18 protein-coding genes are annotated in these 16654 nt (G+C 62.8%); 12 read left to right on the top strand and 6 right to left on the bottom strand.

Going from position 1 to position 16654, the window contains the following annotated elements; translation table 11 throughout:
* Positions 1–765: 765 nt before the first annotated feature.
* The 4 genes from CWO91_RS04310 to CWO91_RS04295 form a co-directional block, all read right to left on the bottom strand.
* A complete protein-coding gene (locus CWO91_RS04310) occupies positions 766–1233 on the bottom strand; it encodes a hypothetical protein (RefSeq protein ID WP_130212386.1) in 468 nt (155 codons plus the stop codon).
* 56 nt (positions 1234–1289) lie between these two features.
* Complete coding sequence (locus CWO91_RS04305) at positions 1290–1574, bottom strand: hypothetical protein (protein ID WP_130212385.1); 285 nt, start codon at positions 1572–1574, stop codon at positions 1290–1292.
* 172 nt (positions 1575–1746) lie between these two features.
* Positions 1747–2010 carry a hypothetical protein gene (locus CWO91_RS04300; RefSeq protein ID WP_130212384.1) on the bottom strand — a complete coding sequence of 88 codons (264 nt, stop codon included), beginning with the start codon at positions 2008–2010 and terminating at the stop codon, positions 1747–1749.
* Between the two features lie 30 nt (positions 2011–2040).
* Positions 2041–2310, bottom strand: a complete 270-nt coding sequence (locus tag CWO91_RS04295) for a hypothetical protein (RefSeq protein ID WP_130212383.1) — start codon at positions 2308–2310, stop codon at positions 2041–2043.
* 2028 nt (positions 2311–4338) lie between these two features.
* Here CWO91_RS04295 and CWO91_RS04290 point away from each other — a divergent pair.
* The 4 genes from CWO91_RS04290 (at position 4339) to CWO91_RS04275 (ending at position 6402) form a co-directional block, all read left to right on the top strand.
* Positions 4339–4524 carry a hypothetical protein gene (locus tag CWO91_RS04290; protein WP_130212382.1) on the top strand — a complete coding sequence of 62 codons (186 nt, stop codon included), beginning with the start codon at positions 4339–4341 and terminating at the stop codon, positions 4522–4524.
* A 413-nt stretch (positions 4525–4937) separates the two neighbouring features.
* Positions 4938–5378 carry a tol-pal system-associated acyl-CoA thioesterase gene (gene ybgC / locus CWO91_RS04285; RefSeq protein WP_130212381.1) on the top strand — a complete coding sequence of 147 codons (441 nt, stop codon included), beginning with the start codon at positions 4938–4940 and terminating at the stop codon, positions 5376–5378.
* Positions 5379–5507: 129 nt separating this feature from the next.
* Positions 5508–5840 carry an acyl-CoA thioesterase gene (locus CWO91_RS04280; RefSeq protein ID WP_433995547.1) on the top strand — a complete coding sequence of 111 codons (333 nt, stop codon included), beginning with the start codon at positions 5508–5510 and terminating at the stop codon, positions 5838–5840.
* A gap of 94 nt (positions 5841–5934) precedes the next feature.
* Positions 5935–6402, top strand: coding sequence for a DUF1348 family protein (locus CWO91_RS04275; RefSeq protein ID WP_130212380.1), 468 nt, complete (start codon positions 5935–5937; stop codon positions 6400–6402).
* A 173-nt stretch (positions 6403–6575) separates the two neighbouring features.
* On the opposite strand, the gene CWO91_RS04270 is transcribed toward CWO91_RS04275, so the two are convergent.
* Both CWO91_RS04270 and CWO91_RS04265 read right to left on the bottom strand, forming a co-directional pair.
* The gene (locus CWO91_RS04270) at positions 6576–7280 is read right to left on the bottom strand and encodes a type 1 glutamine amidotransferase (protein WP_130212379.1); all 705 of its coding nucleotides are present in this window, start codon (positions 7278–7280) and stop codon (positions 6576–6578) included.
* Positions 7281–7333: 53 nt separating this feature from the next.
* Complete coding sequence (locus CWO91_RS04265) at positions 7334–8260, bottom strand: LysR substrate-binding domain-containing protein (RefSeq protein WP_130212378.1); 927 nt, start codon at positions 8258–8260, stop codon at positions 7334–7336.
* Between the two features lie 272 nt (positions 8261–8532).
* On the opposite strand from CWO91_RS04265, the gene CWO91_RS04260 reads away from it, so the two are divergent.
* The 8 genes from CWO91_RS04260 (at position 8533) to CWO91_RS04225 (ending at position 16589) form a co-directional block, all read left to right on the top strand.
* Entirely contained in the window at positions 8533–9567 is a 1035-nt protein-coding gene (locus tag CWO91_RS04260; protein ID WP_130212377.1) for an ABC transporter substrate-binding protein, read from the top strand.
* Positions 9568–9593: 26 nt separating this feature from the next.
* Positions 9594–10634, top strand: coding sequence for an ABC transporter ATP-binding protein (locus CWO91_RS04255; protein WP_130212376.1), 1041 nt, complete (start codon positions 9594–9596; stop codon positions 10632–10634).
* Entirely contained in the window at positions 10631–11506 is an 876-nt protein-coding gene (locus CWO91_RS04250) for an ABC transporter permease (RefSeq protein WP_130212375.1), read from the top strand. Before CWO91_RS04255 ends, CWO91_RS04250 begins: the two co-directional genes overlap by 4 nt.
* Positions 11503–12309 (top strand): ABC transporter permease, encoded by an 807-nt coding sequence (locus CWO91_RS04245; protein ID WP_130212374.1) that lies wholly within the window; start codon positions 11503–11505, stop codon positions 12307–12309. Before CWO91_RS04250 ends, CWO91_RS04245 begins: the two co-directional genes overlap by 4 nt.
* A gap of 8 nt (positions 12310–12317) precedes the next feature.
* Positions 12318–13514, top strand: coding sequence for an NAD(P)/FAD-dependent oxidoreductase (locus CWO91_RS04240; protein WP_245471117.1), 1197 nt, complete (start codon positions 12318–12320; stop codon positions 13512–13514).
* A gap of 245 nt (positions 13515–13759) precedes the next feature.
* A complete protein-coding gene (locus CWO91_RS04235) occupies positions 13760–14056 on the top strand; it encodes a (2Fe-2S)-binding protein (protein ID WP_130212373.1) in 297 nt (98 codons plus the stop codon).
* Positions 14053–15471: an NAD(P)/FAD-dependent oxidoreductase gene (locus CWO91_RS04230; protein ID WP_130212372.1), complete on the top strand. Its 1419-nt coding sequence runs from the start codon at positions 14053–14055 to the stop codon at positions 15469–15471. The genes CWO91_RS04235 and CWO91_RS04230 overlap by 4 nt, the downstream gene beginning before the upstream one ends.
* Entirely contained in the window at positions 15468–16589 is a 1122-nt protein-coding gene (locus CWO91_RS04225) for an NAD(P)/FAD-dependent oxidoreductase (protein ID WP_130212371.1), read from the top strand. The genes CWO91_RS04230 and CWO91_RS04225 overlap by 4 nt, the downstream gene beginning before the upstream one ends.
* Positions 16590–16654: the final 65 nt, after the last annotated feature.

Here is a 16654-nt window from a genome sequence, read left to right as displayed (position 1 = left end):
CCCTCCTAGGTACGGACATCTTGTTCATTCGCCATCGCTATACTCTCCATGGACAGCGGTTGAGGTGGGCCACGGTCGCGCCGCTCAAAATCGTCTTCAATGAAGACCCGCAGAGCCAGAGCTGCGGACTCTAGGCAGGCTGGCTGCTAGTTGAAGTCGACTTGGTGAGCGGCTTAAATCGCAGTAGTGATTTCCCTTACTCGGGGCTGGGCTGGATTGCGCCAGGTCGCACCCAAGCCGCATCAGGTTATATTGCAGCCAGAGCCTCTGCTGTAAATCATGCTTGCTGCGCCGAAATAGGTTCCCGACATACGGCCCCATGCGGAGACGATACAAATGCTTAGCCATGTTCTGCTCCTGTGCAGCAATAGCCAAACTAGATGCGGCCAATTATTCCGTTGCCTTCCAGACCGCCGAAATTTCCTTCGTGAGGCACCTCGTTCAGCGCTGAAATTGTAGCGCTCAATGAAAATCGATTAATGCAACAAATCTCGGATTGGCGCCGAAATTCGGCGCCTTGTCGGCTCCTTTCGCGGTTTTTGTTGCAACGATTATCCGTTTGCGGCGGCAGAGCGATGCTCGAGCACCGCGCCTGCTGTGATCATCGATGAAAGCCCGCCATGTAGCGGATTGCGAAGAAAGTCACGGCGACGACTGCGGCCGTAGCAGCGAGTGAAAAAGCGACCCGCGCCAGGAATTGGCCGGGGCTAAGTCCGTCCCATGAACTCATTTTCGTGCTTGCGCCTCCTGGGCGTGGGGGCCATTTCAGACCCACCAATCCTCCTCCAAGTCCAATGTGTCAGCGATACGTTGACCAAGCTGACGCTCGATGTTGTTGTCGTAAGCTGATCGTGGGAGCGGGCCCTTACCTATCGGATTGGAAATTGAGTTTCCCAAGTCGGACGGATTGTCCTTTATGAACTTCGCGAAAGCAGGCACGCGCGCGAACTCCAGCACAAGTCTGTTGAAGGAAACGCCGTAGACTTCACGGGCTTGCAGGAACACCCTCATGCAGTCGGCGAGGGTCGCCTTGCCATCAGGAGACCCGAAAGCACCCCAGGCGCAGTTGCTACGCGGATCGACCTCACGACGAACGCGCGCCCATAGCTCTCGCTGACCACTTGCGATCACAAACCGATCATCCGCCCGTTCGAAGGCCTCGATGTCTAATCCATGCCCGCTGTCCGCTGCCCAATACCACTGCGGGGCATCGTCGAAATCAGAATCGGTCATATTAATCCTTCAAATCGCAAAAGTAGAATGAACGGTAACCAGCGTATGCCCTTCAGTTAGATGCGGGCCTTGATCCAGTCCCAGACCTTTTGGGACAACCAGCCTTGATGCTGACCATTCACCAGTTTCGTGACCATCAGCCTGTCGTTGTTATCCATGTATCGCCGGATGTCAGAATCCAGGGTGTCGGCTGTGGAGGCGGACTGGATGAACCATACCGAGTCGAGACCCTCATCTTTAATATGTGGGTAGCGCGACATGTGATCGATCAGGTTCTGTCGCGCCTGCGCATAGTTCGGCTTGTGTTTGTTTAAATCCCAAGTGACCAAATAGACGCCCATTGCCGATTTCCTTCAAGTAAGACTGTCAGAGCGCCGTACCACACGCGCACCGCGAGTCGCCGGCGGAATCCCGATTACAGACGCCTAAAATCATCGCGCGTGTTGAGTCGTGCGCCGAAATCGGCGAAAATAAGAGTGAGCTCGAACCAAGGACGAAACACGCGCGAATGTGTCACTTTTTGTAGCGGGCCACCGCTCGGCGCCCTTCGTCGGTCACGCCAATGGTGATGCCATTGTGGCCGCCATACATCACCGCAGACTCGACCTTATCGGTGGTCAATCCAAGATCGCGAGCGATCCCGTGCCAGAGGTACTGTTGCATTGGCGCCGGATCATTCGCTATGAGCGTGTTGAGGTGGTCGGCGACGCGTTGCGCCATCGCGTTGTGCTCAGCAACCTTGCGCTGCTTCTTCGGATCGGCGCCGCGGTAGTCCATCAGGCGGGGTTGAAGCGGGAGTTGCATTTCTTAGGCCGGCCAATTGCGTGCCCGATCGGCCGCCTCGTGGTCCTCGATGTACCGATCACCGTGCGCATCCTTCGAGGCTCGCCGGACGATCTCGAGGCGACCGCCGCGCCGGATCACCTCGCCGAAGGCGATGTCGACCCACTCCCCGACGAGCGGGATGTCCTGGTGCGTGGCGACCACCATGCCTATCACGTGGTCGACCTCCGCGGCTTGCTGCGTGTACGCCTGAAATCGAACTAGATCACCAGCACCAAACGATTGAACCATCATGAATTGCATCCCTTCGCGAATCGCTATGTTCGGCTGAGTTTAGCCAAAACCGCCGGAGATGATGAGCAGCACCCCAAGCCATCTGAGATTCGCTTCCGTGTCTGACCCCGGCACCGTTCCAGCGGAGAAGGGCGCCGCCGATCCCATCGGCAACGTCAGTACCATATCATCGTGACTGGCTACCAAGTGCAACAATTGCTCGGTACACATAGGGGCCGTTGACGTACGGCAGTTCGCGACAGCAATTCTGGAAGTAACAGCCGTTTTTTGCCAAGGCGTCGAGATCTATCATCGTTAGATTAAGCTCGAGCGCGCGATCCCGTATTGCGTCGATAATCGCAATGCCGGTCCTCTTGTAACGCTTCTTCTTCGAAATCCTCAGACGGTTTGCGACCGCTTGGACCTGCCGCTTTGTGAATGCCGGAAAGGCAGCAGCGAGATCTGCGTCCGTGCCGCTAGGGTATATTCGTCTCAATCGGCTGATGTCGGCAGCGGTCCACTGCAGGCGCTTCTGCGACACTCCGAGCTTAGAGGCCCGACAGACATAGCCATCTTTGTGCGCCGTCGAAGCACCTTCTTTAGCGCGGCGTAGTCCGGATAAAGCATGCGGACATTTTCGTCTTCGCGCTTGGTCCAGAGCACCGAGCCACTGGGAGTCCTTCCCTCGTACCTTATGCGTTCGCGCGAGCTTTCCGATCGAGCCGCACTTCGCGCTATTTGCCGCAACAGCATCGCCACCTCTCTGCCAAGAGGATGGAAGCGCCCGCAGGCGGCGAGAAGCCCGACGAGGACCGTTGTCCCCGAAAACCACCGTCCCCGGGGGGAGATTTTCGGCTCGCGTCCGATCGCCGGGTGAGCACAGCTCGGCACATCACGTTACGCTGTGCTCTGAAGGTCAGGTTTGCAGCGTCAACCTGGGTAGTTGCACAGGTATTCAAGCTGACACGAAAGCTGGAGCACGCATATAACAATGCAGAAACTGCGTTGTAGTCGCCCTTTGCCCGGATCTGAAGCGGCGCCGAAGCGCGGTCATCGCCGCTGCTTCAACAACCCCGCAAATGGCCACGTCCAAGCCCGGTCGCGCAGAAAAACCGCGCAGGATGCCCGCTCGACGATGCCGTCAGTCATGGCTGAAATGTTAGGAGTTGCCGGGGATTGAGGAACTCCCGCGATACTTGGGGGATGATGTGGAGTCTCATCGCGGGGCACAAGCGGCCGTACAGGCGCTGACCATCGCTGGCGTTTTGAGTTGGTGGCTGATACGAGCGTCGGTGCTCCTTGCTGCCTTCAGCATTGACCTAGTGGCGCGACCGGCCAAGCGCGGGCTGAGGGCTGCTAGGAGAGTGGACTGGGACGCGAGAACAGAGCAGGCCATCAGACATTTTATGGCCTTCGGCGCGACCTGCGGCATATTCACACTAATCGGAGCTGCGATTACGGCCGTCGTCATTTTGACCGAGCCTGAAAGGCCATATCCGCGAATAACCATCTCCGGCAGCGGGCGCAATCCTGGGCCGATCCTCATCGAGTTCGGACCGCGCTAGGCCGGCCCGCATGCAGCACAAGGTTCTCATCCCGGCGCTCAACGTCGCGCGCTGTCTAGGTTCTCAACGATTGAGATAATCGTTTCGCGCTCCATGCGCTGCCCCCTACTCAGCCGGGAATGTGCCTTGGAAACCTGTTCTTCGCCGTGGACCCTGGAATAAAGCTCGGACAGCTGGGGTATATTGCTCACCCATCAAGTCGTCGATTTTTGGGAAGCCGCGGTGTTCGAGCACCGGCGCGATGGCTTTCCCAGTAGCTAACAGCCCTCAGCCTGCTCGCCCTCGTCTATGCGCTAGTAGCCATGACGGCGTCGTTCCTGCTGTGCTTCGTCGTATCGGTCTCGCTGGTGCCGATCGTATCGAATGCGACGTGCCGCGCAGATCACGTGCAGCGTGCGCCTTTTGTCTTTGGGGACCTAGGCGCGTGGTGTTAGAACTTTCGAGATTGCTTGGCAGTAAGCATCGCAATTAGCAGGAGATATCAATGGAGGAAAAAGACAAGATCACCGTCCTCTTGGCCGAATACAACAGCTTGGGACAGGAGGTCATTGCGGCAAGAACTAACGTCGTTCAGGGAGCCGGTATCTTCTCTGCCGCATTCATGGCGAATATCGCCTTTGGTTTCTCCTATGCGCGAAACGCCAAACTCGGTTTGGACCGCGTAGTTTGACGGGGTAAATGCTGGGGATGGTCGCGTCACGCCGAACGGACTAGCCGCGGGAGGCCGGCGGAGCCGCCGCCGGCACGGCGGCGGATCGCTCAAGAGACGCGCTACGACGCTCGCGTGGGCTCAGGCGGCTACCCTGATGATCTCGAACCGTACCGCCTTTTCCGGGGGGCTATCAAAACGGACCCCCGCTACCAACTTTCCCTACACGTCTTTTGCTTGTCCTTGCGGGTCAAATCGCCTTGCGTCGAGTTCGGATGAGATCTGCGTGAGAGCCGCACTCGGCGACGTATTGATGCCGGCGCAGTGCCGAGCTGCCGGCTGCAGGCGCCAAGCCCAAGATCCTTGGCGCTTGCTCAGAAAAGCACGTGTGTGCAAAACAATCGGCTCCCGGAATCTTTAAGGGAAACCGCACCGTGACAGCCTCTCTTGACGGCGAAATTTGCGACGGACGCCACCACATGCGAGTCCGCGTCTATTTTGAAGATACCGATGCCGGTCAGATTGTTTATCACGCGAATTTTCTGCGCTTCATGGAACGTGGCAGAACGAATTACTTGCGTTTGCTCGGAACCAATCAGCAAGCGCTGCTCCAAGAAGCGAACGATGATGCGCCCGGCTTTGCATTCGTTGTTCGTTCGATGACAATCGATTTCCTAAAACCGGCGTCGTTGGATGACGTGCTTGACATCATCACGGTCCCGCAAGAGGTGAGGGGGGCGTCGATCGTCTTGCTGCAGGAATGCAGGCGAGGGGACGATCTCCTCGTCACGGCACGGGTCCGCGTGGCGTTTGTCTCCGGCGGAAAGGCTCAGCGAATCCCGAAGTCGCTCCGCCTTTCCATGGAAAGGGCATAGATTGAGCTGCCCCTTGTTCACTTTATGGCCTTGCAGCGCCCCAATGAAATCAAATAGTTAGGCTTCTGTTGCGATATCGACAAGTCAGTGTTTTCGGGCATCGTCTATCACGCCAACTATCTGCGCTACATGGAGCGCGGGCGCACCAATCATCTGCGGTTGATGGGCGCCGAGCAGCAGGCCCTGTTCGAACAGCCCGAGACCGAGGGCGCCGGCTTCGCCTTCGTGGTGCGCTCGATGCATCTGGACTTTTTGAAGCCCGCGCGGATGGACGACGTGCTCGACGTCGTGACCTGGCCGATCGCGGTGAAGGGCGCCTCCATCATGCTGGGGCAGGAGGTGAGGCGCGGCGAGGATGTGCTGGTGAAAGCGGAGGTGCGCGTCGCCTTCATCAGCGGCGGCCGCGCGCAACCGATTCCGAAATCGATCCGGACTTTGATGAAGGCCGATCTGATTTCGTGATCGCCCGATAAGTGATCGCCTGATTTGTAATGGCCTATCGACTCCGCCAATTGCAGCGATAGATTGCGGCCCCCGACCAACCGATGAGGCCATCATGTCGCGCCCGCCGCTTCCGCCCTTCACCCGAGAGACCGCTGCGCAAAAGGCGCGCATGGCCGAGGACGCCTGGAATTCGCGCGATCCGGCGCGCGTCGCGCTCGCCTATACCGAAGACAGCCGCTGGCGTAATCGCTCGGACGTTTTTCAGGGCCGCGATGCCATCGTCGCCTTCCTCACCCGCAAATGGGAGAAGGAGCAGGACTATCGCTTGATCAAGGATCTCTGGGCCTTCGACGGCAACCGCATCGCGGTGCGCTTCCAGTACGAATGGCACGATGCCGGCGGCCAGTGGTATCGCTCGTACGGCAACGAGCAGTGGGAGTTCGACGAGCACGGCCTGATGAAGCGGCGAGAGGCCTCGATCAACGACATCGCGATTGCCGAGAAGGATCGGCGTTTTCACTGGCCGGCACCGGGGCCGCGGCCGGCGGATGTGGCGGGACTGGGAAGCGATCCGTTCTGAGGTGCTTTCTCTCCCTCTCCCCGTTCTTACGGGGAGAGGGTTGGGGTGAGGGGCTGCTTCAGCAAATTCGATGGCAGACGGACTCGCGGAGAGTCCCCCTCACCCGGATTGCTCAGGCGCGCAATTGCGCGCCAAAGCAATCCGACCTCTCCCCGCAAGCGGGGCGAGGTGAATCACCGCCGCGCCAAGAACCTCGTAATCGCGCCGCCGAGCTTTGCATTGTCCATCGGCTGCGCCAGCGACTCCCGCGCTGTGGCCACGACATCATCCGGCGCCTTGCCGTCGCGCAGATCGCAGCAGACTTGCGCGAATTCCACGTCGAATTCCGGATGCGGCTGCACGGTCAACGTGGTGCCGTTGGCGTAGAGCAGGCCGGCATGCGGGGTAAATTCCGACGAGAGTATCGTCAGCGCATCGTTCGGCGGCTCGATCACCTGGTCCTGGTGCGAGGCGGCGATCGCGACCGCCTCGCCGTCGACCACGCCGTTCTCCGGCAGCACCTGATAGACGTGACGGCCGATGCCCCAGCCCTTCTCCGATTTGCGCACGGTGCCGCCGAGCGCCTGCGCGATCAGCTGATGGCCGAAGCAGACGCCAACCATCGGCGTCTTGTTGGCGTAAGCCGTGCGCACGAAATCTTCCAGCGGTGCGATCCAGTCGAGCCCGTCATAGACCCCGGCCGCCGCGCCGGTGATCAGCACGGCCTCCACGTCGCGCGGATCGGGCAGCGCATCACCATTCGGAATGCTGACGATGTCGACCGTAGCCGTCGGGTCCTCGGCGCGGATCATGCGCTCGAACATGTCCGGAAACGAGCCGTGGCGCTCGCGATGCTTTTGAGGAACGAGCCCGGTCTCGATGATGGTGATGCGTGCCATGTGCTGCCCTGCGGAGATAGGGAAGATACAGCAGGACCCGCTAGGCATCCAAGTCAGCCGGGCGCAAAGCCGTGTGCGGACTTGTCCTCGAGCTCGGTGAGCGCCTTGCGCATGGTCTCGACCAGATCCAGCGCCACCGGCGAGGGGCTGCGCTGCGCCGGGAAGACGGCCGAGAACTCGAAATCGATGCGCGGCAGGAAGCGGCGCACGACGACACCGCGCGTGGCAAATTCCTGCGCGGTGAAGGGATCGCAGATCGACACCCCAAGTCCCGACGACACCATGCCGCACATGATCTCCGACAGCGTGGTCTCGACCCTGAGCACGCGGCGGACATCGCTGCGGTGGAAGGCCTGGTCGACGAGGTGCCGGCTCGACGATCCCGCCGACAGCGAGATGAACGTCTCGCCGTCGAAATCGCGCGGCTGCAGCACTTCTTTCTCCGCCAGATGGTGCCCAGTCGGCAGCACCGCGACTCGCGCCAGCGCCGGCAGCCGCAGGCTTGGCAGCCCGGAATGGGCGATCGGCACCTCGGCAAAGCCGATGTCGCATTGATTGTTCAGCACCCAGTCGACCACGATCGGCGAGATCACGCCGAAGAAGGCGAGGTTGAGGTTGGGCCGCTCCTTCAAGAAGTGTCCGGCGAGCCGCGGCAAATAGCCGTTTGCCAATGCCGGCAGCGCGGCGATGCGCAGCGAGCCGGTGCGGCGACCTCGGATTTCTTCGGCGGCCGCGGTGATGCGTTCGAGGCCGACGAACGAGCGCTCGACTTCCGTGTAGAGCGCCATCGCCGCCGCGGTCGGCACGAGACCGGTGCCGCGCCGCTCGAACAGCTCCATCTTCAGCAGCGCCTGGAAGTCGCGCAGCAACCGGCTGACGGCGGGCTGCGTCACCACCATCAGCTTCGCCGCCTCGGTGACGCTGCCGGTCAGCATCGTCGCGCGGAAGGCCTCCACCTGCCGCGAATTGATCCGCGCCATCCCGCAATCCATTCATAACATTTTTGCATGCAGAGGGTGCCATTATTCATTGGACGATGGAAGTATGCGTCTGCGATCTTTTTCATCAGAGCTGGAGCCAGCCCGCTTTTTCGGCAGATTGGAGGGGTTCAAACCTCCAGATAGCGCCAAAACCCGCCGAGCAGGGGCCGGAGCCCTGATCGGAGAGGGATTGCGCGGAAGGAAATGCGGAAGGCGCTTCGGCCGGAGACTTGTCGGCACGTCACCTCATTCCGGTATGGAGATCGGTCCACATGAAGACTTTTCGCCTTCTGACTGCGCTCAGCATCGCGGCGCTCATCGCCGCCCCGTCGGCCGCTTCGGCCCAGCAAAAGACGCTCTACGTCGCCGGCTACGGCGGCTCGTTCGAGAAGACGATCCGCGATGAGGTGATCCCCGGTTTCGAAAAGGAAAACGGCGTCAAGGTCGAGTACGTCGCCGGCAACTCCACCGACACGCTGGCAAAACTCCAGGCGCAGAAGGGCAACCAACAGATCGACGTCGCCATCGTCGACGACGGCCCGATGTACCAGGCGATCCAGCTCGGCTTCTGCGGCAAGCTCGAGGGACTGCCGGCCGATCTCTACGACACCGCCCGCTTCAAGGACGATCGTGCGGTCGCGATCGGCATCGTCGCCACCGGCCTGATGTACAACACCAAGGTGTTCAAAGAGAAAGGCTGGGCTCCGCCGACCTCTTGGAACGACCTGAAAGATACGAAATACGCAAAACAGCTCGTGGTCCCGCCGATCAACAACACCTATGGCTTGGAAGCGCTGGTGATGCTGTCGAAGATGAATGGCGGCGGCGAGACCAGTGTCGATTCCGGCTTCAAGATCTTCAAGGAGCAGATCAATCCGAACGTGCTCGCCTATGAGCCGTCGCCCGGCAAGATGACCGAGCTGTTCCAGTCCGGCCAGGCCGTGATCGCGGTGTGGGGCACCGGCCGGGTGCAGAGCTTTGCCAACACCGGCTTCCCCGTCGACTTCGTGTATCCGAAGGAAGGCGCCGCGACGCTGCTGACGACGGCCTGTCCGATCAACAAGCCCAACGCTTCGCCGCTGGCCGCGAGCTTCGTCAAGATGCTGCTCGATCCCAAGATCCAGCTGGTGATGCTGAAGGACTATGGCTACGGCCCGGTGCTGAAATCTCTGGTGATCCCGCCGGAGCTCGGCAAGATGGCGCCGATCGGCGAGCGCGCGGCCAAGCTCTATAATCCGGACTGGACCGTCATCAACGAGAAGCGCGAGGAGTGGACCAAGCGCTGGAACCGCGAGGTCGAGCGCTGATCTGATCGTCACAGCGGAGACAGCGCATGGCCTATCTCGAGCTCGATCGGGTCGCAAAACAGTTCGGCGCGCAGACTGTGGTCGACGACTTCAGTCTGTCGGTGGGGAAGGGGGAGTTCATCTCCTTCCTTGGCCCGTCCGGCTGCGGCAAGACCACGACGTTGCAGATGATCGCGGGCTTCCTTGATCCCACGCGCGGCGCAATCCGCTTGGAGGACAAGGATCTGACCGCGGTCCATCCGGCCAAGCGCGGGCTCGGCATCGTGTTCCAGAGCTACGCGCTGTTTCCGCACATGACGGCGGCGGAGAACGTCGCGTTCGGCCTCGATATGCGCAAGGTGCCGCGCAATGAGCGAGCCGAGCGCGTCCGTGCCGCGCTCGCGATGGTCGGCCTTGCCGGCTATGAGGACCGTCACCCGCGCCGGATGTCCGGCGGCCAGCAGCAGCGCGTAGCGTTGGCCCGTGCGCTGGTGATCAAGCCGAGCGTGCTCCTGCTAGATGAGCCGCTGTCCAATCTCGACGCAAAACTGCGCGAGGAGATGCAGATCGAGCTGCGCCAGATCCAGCGCACCATCGGCACCACCACGATCCTGGTCACCCACGACCAGAACGAGGCGATGTCGCTGTCCGACCGCATCGTTGTGATGAGCCAGGGCCGCATCGAGCAGATCGGCACGCCGCAGGAGACCTATGAGAAGCCGGCCTCGGCCTTCGTCTCGCAGTTCCTCGGCAAGACCAACGACTTTGCGGCGACGATCGATCGGACCGTCACACCGGCGCGGCTGACAGCGGGCTCCTGGAGTGCGCCGGCACCGGCCGGCCTGAATGGCCCGGTGACCATCAGCATCCGCCCCGAGCGCATCGGTTTTGGCGATGCCGGCCTCAGCGCGAAGATCGTCACCCGCATCTTCCAGGGCAACCACTGGCTGTTCCAGTGCGACAGCGAATGCGGCCCTGCGATCGTGATCCGCCAGAATGACGGCAAGGCGCAGCCAACCGAAGGCGAGGCCGTTCATCTCGCCTGGCGGCTGGAGGACATGAGCGTGCGCGCGAGGGGCGTCGCATGAGCGCGGCCGCCGAGGAACGCAGCGCGCGTGCGCCATGGGCGCTGACGGCGCCCGCCCTGATGCTGTTCGTCGGCGTGCTGCTGATCCCGCTGGCGATGACCGTGATGCTGTCGTTCCACGATTGGGGCCAATACAAAGGCATCGAGCCGGTCTTCATCCTCAAGAATTGGCACGAGATCGCGACCGATCCCTATTACGCCGAGATGTTCTGGCGGACGTTTCGGATCGCGATCCTGACCACATTCCTCACCGCCGTGCTCGGCGCACCTGAAGCCTACATCCTCAACCGCATGAGCGGACGCTGGAAGAGCTTTTTCCTGCTGATCATCCTCGGCCCGCTGCTGATCTCCGTGGTGGCGCGCACGCTCGGCTGGGCGCTGCTGTTCGGCGGCAACAACGGCCTCGTCAACAAGCTCTTGATGTCGCTCGGTGTGATTCGTTCCCCCATTCCCTTCATGTTCACCGAAACAGGAATGGTCGTCGCGCTCGCGCATGTGATGATGCCATTCATGGTGCTGTCGGTATGGGCCGCGCTGCAGCGGCTCGATCCGCAGATCGAGAATGCCGCGATGTCGCTCGGCGCGAGCCCAGCGACCATCATCCGCCGCATCATCATGCCCCAGATCATGCCGGGCGTGCTCTCGGGCGCGATCATCGTGTTCTCGCTCTCGGCCAGCGCCTTTGCGACGCCGGCGATCATCGGCGGCCGCCGGCTCAAGGTCGCCGCGACGCTCGCCTATGACGAATTCCTCAACACGCTGAACTGGCCGCTCGGGGCTGCGGTCGCGACGCTCCTTCTCGTCGCGCTGGTCCTGATCGTCGTCGGCAGCAACGCGCTGATCGAGCGCCGCTATGCGGAGGTGTTCCGATGAGACGCAACGGTCCGCTCGCGCTGATCTTCCACACCCTCTTCGTCATCGTCATGGTGGCACCGATCCTGGTGGTCTGCCTCGTCGCGTTTACGCCCGAGGGCTTCCTGTCGCTGCCGACCAACGGTTTTTCGCTGCGCTGGTTCAGGACGATCGCGAACTACCCCGAATTCATCCATGCCTTCTGGGTCAGCCTCGGCCTCGGAGCGCTGTCGTCCTTGGCGGCGCTGCTGTTCGCAGTGCCGGCGGCGCTGGCGATCGCGCGCTACCGTTTCCGCGGCCGCGATGCGCTGGCGGCGCTGTTCCTGTCGCCGCTGATGATCCCGCATGTCGTGCTCGGCATCGCCTTCCTGCGCTTCTTCACCTCCGCCGGACTTGGCGGCAGCTTTGCGGCGCTGATCATCGCGCATGTCATCATCGTGTTTCCGTTCGCGCTGCGGCTAACGCTGGCGGCGGCGACAGGGATGGATCTCTCGGTCGAGATGGCGGCGGTCTCGCTCGGCGCGGGCGGCTGGACGCTGTTCCGTCGCGTGACGCTGCCGCTGATCCTGCCCGGCGTCATCAGCGGCTGGGCGCTCGCCTTCATCCAGTCCTTCGACGATCTCACCATGACCGTCTTCCTCGCGGCGCCTGGCACCGAGACGTTGCCGGTGCGCATGTTCCTTTATATCCAGGACAACATCGATCCGCTGGTGACGTCGGTCTCGGCCTGCGTGATCGCGATCACCATGACCGCCCTCGTTCTGCTCGACCGCTTCTACGGGCTCGACCGCGTGCTCGCCGGCAAGGGTGATACGGGACGATAGGAGAATCTATGTCTAAAGCGTTTTCGAGCGAAGTGGACGCCGGTTCGCGTAAAGAAAACGCGTCAAAACAAAAGTCTGAATACGACGTCGCCGTCGTCGGCGGCGGATTGCTCGGCTCCGCCATTGCCTGGGGCCTCGGCCGGCTCGGCAAGCGCGTGGCCGTGCTCGACGAAGGCGACATCACCAAGCGCGCCTCGCGCGCGAATTTTGCGCTGGTCTGGGTGCAGAGCAAGGGACTCGGCATGCCCGCCTATACGGTCTGGACCGTGCAGGCGTCGCAGGCGTGGGGCCGACTGGCGTCGGAGCTGAAGCAGCAGACCGGGCTCGACGTCTCGCTTCAGCAGAACGGCGGCTTCCATCTCACGCTCGGCGAGGACGAATTCGGCTTGCGCACCGAGCTGGTCAAGCGCATGCACAACCAGGTCGGCGCGGCCGACTACAAGATGGAGATGCTGTCCGCATCCGAGGTGAAGAAGTCGCTGCCGCTGATCGGCCCGGAAGTGTCCGGCGGCAGCTATTGCCCGCTCGACGGCCACGTCAATTCGCTGCGCACGTTCCGCGCCTTCCACACCGGCTTCATTGCGTTCGGCATCGACTATTTTCCGGAGCGGCCGGTCTCGGCGATCAGCAAGAGCGGCGGCGAATTCCGCCTGACCACGCCGAAGGGCGAGCTGCGCGCCGCGAAGGTCGTGCTCGCCGCCGGCAATGCCAACCAGACGCTGGCGCCGATGGTCGGGCTCTACGCGCCGATGGGCCCGACCCGCGGCCAGATCGTGGTGACCGAGCGCACCATGCCGTTCCTGCCGCATCCGCTGACCACGATCCGCCAGACCGACGAGGGCACGGTGATGATCGGCGACAGCAAGGAGGACGAGCTCGATGACCGCGCGCTGAAACATTCCATCAGCGCCGTGATGACCGATCGCGCGCAGCGGATGTTCCCGCATCTGTCGCGGCTCAATGTCGTCAGAAGCTGGGCCGGCATCCGCGTCATGCCGCAGGACGGCTTTCCGATCTACGACCAGTCGGAGACGCATCCCGGCGCCTTCGTCGCCTGCTGTCATTCCGGCGTGACGCTCGCCTCCAACCACGCCTTCGAGATCGCGCGCATGGTGGCGCAGGGCGCGCTCGAGCCCGAGCTGGTCGGCGCGTTCTCGGCCAGTCGGTTTGGCGGCGCCGGCGCTGCGAACAACAGCGGTTATTAGACAATAGGAGGCTCGATTTGAATCGATGCTGGCCCAGAGCTCAAATCACCTCTCCCGTAGGGAGAGGTCGGATCGCATCGAAAGATGCGATCCGGGTGAGGGGTTACAGTCTCACCGGGCGCTGCGGCCCCTCACCCGGATTGCTGCGCAATCCGACCTCTCCCCGTTGGGGAGAGGTGAACCCTCGCGCAGCCGAACCAGATTCCATCACGCTCTAGAAGTTCTTAAGGAGCCAAGAGGCATCCATGTTTAAGCGATCCGAACAGGACAAGCGTCCATCGGTGCAGATTTTCGTCGACGGCGTTGCCGTCGCGGCACGTCAGGGCGACACCGTCTCCGCGGCGCTGCTGGCCTCCGGCTGCGACGTGCGCAGATCGACCGCGGTCAGCGGCGCGCCGCGTCTGCCCTATTGCATGATGGGCGTGTGCTTCGATTGCCTCGTCACCATCGACGGTGTCGGCAACCGCCAGGGCTGTCTCGTGCCTGTCGCCGACGGCATGAGAATCGAGATCCAGAAGGGCAAGCGGGAGATCGGAAAATGACTGTGGCTCCCAAGCGCGAAGCCTATGACATCGTGGTGATCGGTGCTGGTCCCGCCGGCCTCGCCGCGGCTGCGACATCTGCCGAAGCCGGCCTGTCGACGCTGCTGCTCGACGAGAACACCGGTCCCGGCGGCCAGGTGTTCCGCGCCATCGCTTCGACGCCGGTGACAGAGCGCAATCAGCTCGGGGCCGACTATTGGGCCGGTGCCGATCTCGTGCAGGCATTGCGCGCCAGCAGCGCCGAGGTCATCCATCGCGCGACGGTCTGGAGCCTCGACCGCAATCTCGAGATTGCGGTCTCGATCGGCGGCGCCTCTGCCTTCGTCAAGGCGCAGCGTGTGATCCTCGCGACCGGCGCGCTGGAGCGGCCGTTTCCGATTCCCGGCTGGACGCTGCCGGGCGTGATGACCGCAGGCGCAGCGCAGACGATGCTGAAATCGTCGGCGCTGGTGCCTGACGGGCGCACGGTGATCGCGGGGCAGGGGCCACTGCTCTGGCTGCTCGCCGCGCAGATCCTGCGCCTCGGCGGTCGCATCGACCGCATTCTCGACACCACCGAGCGCGGCAATTACTTCGCCGCGCTGCCGCACGCCTTCGCCTTCCTGACCTCGCCCTATTTCGCCAAGGGCCTGTCGATGATGCGCGAAGTGAAAGCGAAGGTGCAGGTCGTATCAGGGGTGACGGAGCTCTCTGCGTCCGGCGACGGTCAGCTCGCGAGCGTGAGCTATGTCGCCGGCGGCAAGCGCGAGACCATTCCTGCGGATCTGTTGCTGCTGCACCAGGGCGTCGTGCCCAACGTCAATCTCGCCATGTCGGCCGGCGTCGAGCATCGCTGGGATGATCTTCAATTGTGCTGGTCGCCGGTGCTCGACGCGAACGGGGCTTCGTCGGTCGCCGGCATCGCGATCGCCGGCGATGGTGCCGGCATTGGCGGCGCGAATGCCGCCGTGGTGCGCGGTCGCATCGCGGCGCGCGCGGCGGTGGAAGCGCTGGCGCCAGCGGCTGCCGCGAAGCTCACATCGATGGCGGCGCTTCGTGCCGATCTTGCCAAGGCCGAGCGTGGCCGCGTCTTCCTCGATAGGCTGTTCCGCCCCGCGCAACAGTTCCGCATTCCCACAGGCGACACCATCGTCTGCCGCTGCGAGGAGGTCACCGCAAAGGACGTTCTCGACTCCGTCGCGATCGGCGCGACCGGGCCGAACCAGCTCAAGGCCTATCGCCGCACGGGCATGGGTCCGTGCCAAGGCCGGCTCTGCGGGCTCACCGTCACCGAGCTGATGGCGCAGGCGCGCGGGAAGACGCCGCAGGAGATCGGCTATTACCGGCTGCGCGCGCCGGTGAAGCCGATCACGCTCGCCGAGCTCGCCGCCGTCCCGAAGAGCGAGGCCGACGTCAAGGCGGTGGTGCGCGGATGACCAAAAACGTGGATGCGATCGTCGTCGGCGGCGGCATCCACGGATGCTCGACCGCGCTGCATCTGTGCCTTGCCGGCATGAAGCCGGTGCTGATCGAGAAGGATTATGCCGGCCGGCACGCCTCGGGCGTCAACGCCGGCGGCGTGCGCCAGCTCGCGCGGCACATCCCCGAAATCCCGCTCTCGATCCGTTCGATGGGGATTTGGGAGAAGATCTCGGAGCTCGTCGACGACGATTGCAGCTTTGAAAGCTACGGCCAGGTGCTGGTTGCGGAGAACGAGGAGGAGCTCGCGGTCTGCCGCGCGCGCGTGGCCGAGCTCAACGCGCTCGGCTTCACCCATGAAGAGCTGATCGATGCGGCCGAGCTGCGGCGCTTGGTGCCGGCCGTGGCCGAGACCTGTCCCGGCGGCGTCGTGTCGCGTCGTGACGGCGCAGCCAATCCGGCGCAGACAACGACGGCGTTCCGGCGCAAGGCCGAGCAGCTTGGCGCGACGGTGCGCGAAGGCGAGGCCGCCGGCAACATCCGGCGGAATGACGGTCTCTGGCATGTCGATGTCGGCTCGGACACCTATGCTGCGCCGGTGCTCGTCAACGCGGCGGGCGCCTGGGCCGGGAAGATTGCCGCCGCGCTCGGCGAGCCCGTTCCGGTCGAGACCGTGGCGCCGATGCTGATGATCACCTCGCGCGTGCCGCACTTCATCGATCCCGTCGTGATCCTGCGCGGCCGCAAATTGTCCTTCAAGCAGTTCTCCAACGGCACCGTGCTGATCGGCGGCGGCCATCTGGCAACGCCCTATCAGGACCGCAACGAGACGGTGCTGGACTGGAAGAGCCTGGCCGTCAGCGCGCGCACCGTGTTCGAGCTATTTCCGGTGATGCGCAGCGCGACGATCGTGCGGGCCTGGGCCGGCATCGAGGCCAGGATGAAGGACGATATCCCCGTGTTCGGCCCGAGTTCGCGTCACCAGGGCCTCTATCACCAGTTCGGCTTCTCGCTGCACGGCTTCCAGCTCGGCCCCGGCGCCGGCGCCGTGATGGCGGAGCTGATCGTCAACGGCGGCACCCAGACCCGCGTCAGTGATCTCGGCATCGACCGCTTTCATCCTTCCACGCTCTAGGAACAAGAAGTTGTCGTATCCGATCGATTGCCCCGAGCTCGCTCAACCTCTCCCGCAAGCGCTTG

It is taken from the genome of Bradyrhizobium genosp. SA-3 (assembly GCF_004212635.1).
In the GTDB taxonomy this organism is placed as follows: Bacteria; Pseudomonadota; Alphaproteobacteria; order Rhizobiales; family Xanthobacteraceae; genus Bradyrhizobium.
The sequence above is the reverse complement of the archived record's forward strand: the minus strand, read 5'-3'. Positions and strand labels throughout refer to the sequence as shown.

Excerpts from the sequence above, each read along its gene's own strand:
- CWO91_RS04230 (WP_130212372.1), top strand. The coding sequence starts at position 14,053 with ATGACTGTGGCTCCCAAGCGCGAAGCCTATGACATCGTGGTGATCGGT.
- CWO91_RS04250 (WP_130212375.1), top strand. The coding sequence starts at position 10,631 with ATGAGCGCGGCCGCCGAGGAACGCAGCGCGCGTGCGCCATGGGCGCTG.
- CWO91_RS04290 (WP_130212382.1), top strand. The coding sequence starts at position 4,339 with ATGGAGGAAAAAGACAAGATCACCGTCCTCTTGGCCGAATACAACAGC.
- CWO91_RS04300 (WP_130212384.1), bottom strand. The coding sequence starts at position 2,010 with ATGGACTACCGCGGCGCCGATCCGAAGAAGCAGCGCAAGGTTGCTGAG.
- CWO91_RS04270 (WP_130212379.1), bottom strand. The coding sequence starts at position 7,280 with ATGGCACGCATCACCATCATCGAGACCGGGCTCGTTCCTCAAAAGCAT.
- CWO91_RS04275 (WP_130212380.1), top strand. The coding sequence starts at position 5,935 with ATGTCGCGCCCGCCGCTTCCGCCCTTCACCCGAGAGACCGCTGCGCAA.
- CWO91_RS04295 (WP_130212383.1), bottom strand. The coding sequence starts at position 2,310 with ATGATGGTTCAATCGTTTGGTGCTGGTGATCTAGTTCGATTTCAGGCG.
- CWO91_RS04265 (WP_130212378.1), bottom strand. The coding sequence starts at position 8,260 with ATGGCGCGGATCAATTCGCGGCAGGTGGAGGCCTTCCGCGCGACGATG.
- CWO91_RS04240 (WP_245471117.1), top strand. The coding sequence starts at position 12,318 with ATGTCTAAAGCGTTTTCGAGCGAAGTGGACGCCGGTTCGCGTAAAGAA.
- CWO91_RS04310 (WP_130212386.1), bottom strand. The coding sequence starts at position 1,233 with ATGACCGATTCTGATTTCGACGATGCCCCGCAGTGGTATTGGGCAGCG.
- CWO91_RS04280 (WP_433995547.1), top strand. The coding sequence starts at position 5,508 with ATGGAGCGCGGGCGCACCAATCATCTGCGGTTGATGGGCGCCGAGCAG.
- CWO91_RS04305 (WP_130212385.1), bottom strand. The coding sequence starts at position 1,574 with ATGGGCGTCTATTTGGTCACTTGGGATTTAAACAAACACAAGCCGAAC.
- CWO91_RS04255 (WP_130212376.1), top strand. The coding sequence starts at position 9,594 with ATGGCCTATCTCGAGCTCGATCGGGTCGCAAAACAGTTCGGCGCGCAG.
- CWO91_RS04235 (WP_130212373.1), top strand. The coding sequence starts at position 13,760 with ATGTTTAAGCGATCCGAACAGGACAAGCGTCCATCGGTGCAGATTTTC.
- CWO91_RS04225 (WP_130212371.1), top strand. The coding sequence starts at position 15,468 with ATGACCAAAAACGTGGATGCGATCGTCGTCGGCGGCGGCATCCACGGA.
- CWO91_RS04245 (WP_130212374.1), top strand. The coding sequence starts at position 11,503 with ATGAGACGCAACGGTCCGCTCGCGCTGATCTTCCACACCCTCTTCGTC.
- CWO91_RS04260 (WP_130212377.1), top strand. The coding sequence starts at position 8,533 with ATGAAGACTTTTCGCCTTCTGACTGCGCTCAGCATCGCGGCGCTCATC.